This is a genomic window from Falsiroseomonas sp. (assembly GCF_041690465.1).
GTDB lineage: Bacteria > Pseudomonadota > Alphaproteobacteria > Acetobacterales > Acetobacteraceae > Falsiroseomonas.
The window spans coordinates 1-3,153 of sequence record NZ_JAWLHG010000102.1 but is presented as its reverse complement, the minus strand read 5'-3'; the positions used below and the strand labels follow the sequence as shown (position 1 = coordinate 3,153).

The following is a 3,153-nucleotide window of genomic DNA, read 5'->3' as shown; positions in this document are numbered from 1 at the left end:
CCATCGGCCGCATCGTCGACGCCTTCACGCCTGGGGAGTGCGCCAACTACTTCGCCGCTGCCGGCTACGATGCAGACTGATCGGAAACCGCTCTAGCCGTTCCTCGAAACGCCCAAGCGCGGGGCCGCTCAGGCATCTGCCGGCGGCGCTGCCCAACATCCGGAGCGCGGCGCTGCGCCCGCTCGCCGTCACCTCGGCCGAACGCTGGCCCGACCTGCCGGCGGTGCCCGAGGTGCGGTCCGAGGCCTGCTGGATGCAGAGAACAGCTGGGTGAAGCTGTCCGACCCCTACAATCACGAGCCGGCTCGGCCCACCCGCCCGGCCCGACGCGGGAGACGTCGCTTCTGCACTGGCGGGCGCCACCCCGGAGCGGGTGCTCCGGGCCGGCAACTGGCCGCATCCGAGCCAGCTCGACCTGCTCCGCGCCTAGGTGCCCGATCCGGAGCCGCGGCAGCGCGCGCTGCTGGACAACCCGGCCGAACTCTAAGGCTTCCCCGATCCCGCCTGAACCCGCAGGCTTTCGCAGCCGGGTGCATCCTGCAGGCGATAGACCCGCGTCGCCGTCCCGGAGAACAGGGCGGTCCGCTCGCCCTCCCCCGCACCCGCGGCGAGGCGCTTGAAGGCGTTCCAGAGCACGCCGTAGCCGCACATCCCCTTGTCCACAGGAAAGTTGCTCTCGAACATGCAGCGCCCGGCGCCGAAGGCCTCGATGAGCGTGTGGATGACGGGCCGCCACGCCGCCTCAAGCACGATCGAGCTCGGCGGCAGGTCGCGCAGGTGGAAGTCGTGGCCGCCCACCTCCATGGCGAGGCCGCCAAGCTTCATCACCGTGTTCGGCAATGCGGCAAGGGCCAGGATCTCCCGCCGCCATTCCGCCAAACCCTCTTCCGGGTGTCCGGCATAGGGGCCAACGCCGAGCGGTCCGCCGCAATGGTTCACGACCACCGTCAGATCCGGCACGGCGCGCGCGACCGCCGCGACACCCGGCAGCTGCGTCTGATAGGCCCAGATGTCGAGCACCAGACCATGCTCGGCGAGCCGGCGCGCGCCCTCCAGGAAGCGTGGATCCTCGAGGGGCCCCGGAGGCGGCCCGAGCAGGTTCGACCGCACCTCCGGCGAGGGGTGCCAAGCCGTGCGGTTGCGCACGCCGCGGAACCTCGCCCGTGCCGTCGCAAGGTGCGCCTCGAGCAGCGGCGCGACGCGGTCGCCGAGCGTGAGGTCCACGAAGCCGACGATGCCGGCGCAGGCACGCATCGGCCCGTAGGTGCCGCTGGCGCTCGCAGCCGCGATGCCGTTGATGAACTCCGTCTCGCCGAGGGAGCGCTCCTCCTCGGGGCCGGTCGTGCGATACATGGCGCCGCACTGGACGAAGACGCTGGCCCGCACGTCATGGCCCGTGCCGGTGTCGCGCAGCAGATCGTCCAGAAGATAGCGCTCCTCGGCACGATCCCAGAGATGGTGGTGGGGATCGACGATCGGAAGCGCGGGATCGAGCGGCTCCTCTTGCAGCTGCGCGAGCCACTCCTCGCGGATCGCGATCTGGCGCGACGGCGTGAGGCCGGGAGAACTTGACGACATCATGGCGCCGAGAGTGCCCAACGCTGCCCGGACAGCGCAAGTCAGGCACTCACGCAAGAGAAATGGCCAGCAGACCTGCGTCACCTTGCGCGGCGTGGCGGACGCGCCAGGGATTGTGCGCTCGTGTATCGGCTCCTTCTCACTGCAGGTGGCGAGAGGATATCCACGTGCCCCGGCCGCCACCCGCCGGCGAGCCGATCGGCCTCGGCACGCCGGGCCAGCGGGCACAGCACGACCAGAGCCGCGGCATTCAGCGCACGATGAGGCGCATGTCGGGCTTCCCGCTGTCGCTTCCGGTGGAGGTGAGGACGCCGCGGCTGGCTGCTCAGGTCCAACTTGTCGGCCTTGCGCGGTCATGGGGCGCCCGTCGAAAGGAGCTCGAGCGGCTGACGTTTCCGGCCGCCGCACAATCCTCAGGCCGGCCGGTCGGAGCTGCTGGGCGATCGGAAGCCGGCGCGCGCTCGGTGCCCGCCGGATCGGGCTGGTGACGCCCTCCCTCTATGCTGTGTAGGCGGCCACGCTCCGCGTACTCGGCCAGGAGGGGCTGGAGGTCGTGGCGGAGCGGCATCTGGATGACCCCGGCAACTTCGGCTTCCCCGAGCACTCCAGGGAAACCGTGGAAGCGCTGGTGCGTGAGATTGCGGCGAGGCCGGGCGTGCAGGCGATCGAGCATCGCCGCCGTCAGCACCGTCTCGCCCGCGAAGGCCTGGTCCCAACTGCCGAGGGTCAGGTTCGAGGTGAGGATCATCGCGCCCCGCTCGTAGCGCTTGATCAACCGCGCTTATGAGGTGCTGTCTGATCCGTCCCTGCGTCGGCAGTATGACCGCGAGTGGCAGAGATTCAGGAACGCCGAAGAACCGCCGGAACCGCCCGGGCCTGCAGCGCAGGTCTCGGCGGCCGATTGGCACTTCGCCTGTCGCTATTTCCCCGACCTAGAGCGATTGTCCGAGCGGCTCACCAAGTTCTCCGAAGTGGTCGAGAGGCGGTGGCGAAACCTCGTGTTCTTCGAGAAAGCTTTCGACCGGGCTGACGAACTCGCCCGAGCAGCGGAAGAGGCGTTCTTGGGCCGGCGCGTCGGAGGTTCTCCGGACCGTGGCGCGCGACGCATTGCTCGCTTCGCACGAGGAGCTTCTCGCCGAACTTGCAAACGCGCTCCGCATCTTCGGACCTGAGCAGGTCGAGAAGCTCGCCCCCGACATCTGCAAGAACGCGCTCGGCGAAGAACGGCCGCCTGGCACTTCTAACGACCGTGACCTACGCAGCGAACAGCACCGGGGCTTCACTATCGACATCAAGCATGACCTCTGGTGCAGGGTGCAGAAGAAAGTGTAGCCGCCGGAGTGAAACTGACCCGGTCGCCGGTTGAAAGCTGACCCAGGCTTAGGGTGCCCCGTCATGTTGGCGGGGGCTCGGATGCTTGGGGGAGAGCTGGCGTTGGAGATCCGGGTGTTGGCCAAGCATGGCAAGGGCGTGCGGGAGATCGCGCGCGAGGTGGGCGTGTCGCGGAACACGGTGCGGCGCTACCTGCGTGACCCGGAGGCGGCGCGGTATCGGGCGCGGCCGCCGCGGCCGGGG

At 69.4% G+C, this 3,153-nt stretch carries 3 protein-coding genes and 1 pseudogene; 2 read left to right on the top strand and 2 right to left on the bottom strand.

Features of this window, described 5'->3' with window-relative positions; translation table 11 throughout:
* Nucleotides 1–483 precede the first annotated feature (483 nt).
* Entirely contained in the window at nucleotides 484–1,581 is a 1,098-nt protein-coding gene (locus ACESM1_RS30295) for an amidohydrolase family protein (RefSeq protein ID WP_372625124.1), read from the bottom strand.
* Nucleotides 1,582–2,236: 655 nt separating this feature from the next.
* Nucleotides 2,237–2,353: pseudogene (locus tag ACESM1_RS30290) on the bottom strand (ATP-binding protein); the annotation flags it as partial.
* Between the two features lie 317 nt (nucleotides 2,354–2,670).
* Here ACESM1_RS30290 and ACESM1_RS30285 point away from each other — a divergent pair.
* Entirely contained in the window at nucleotides 2,671–2,910 is a 240-nt protein-coding gene (locus ACESM1_RS30285) for a hypothetical protein (RefSeq protein WP_372625122.1), read from the top strand.
* Between the two features lie 81 nt (nucleotides 2,911–2,991).
* Nucleotides 2,992–3,153 (top strand): helix-turn-helix domain-containing protein (locus ACESM1_RS30280; RefSeq protein ID WP_372625126.1); only part of this gene is annotated, 162 nt, incomplete at its 3' end.

Coding starts and splice junctions, on each gene's coding strand:
- ACESM1_RS30295 (WP_372625124.1), bottom strand. CDS start 1,581: ATGATGTCGTCAAGTTCTCCCGGCCTCACGCCGTCGCGCCAGATCGCG.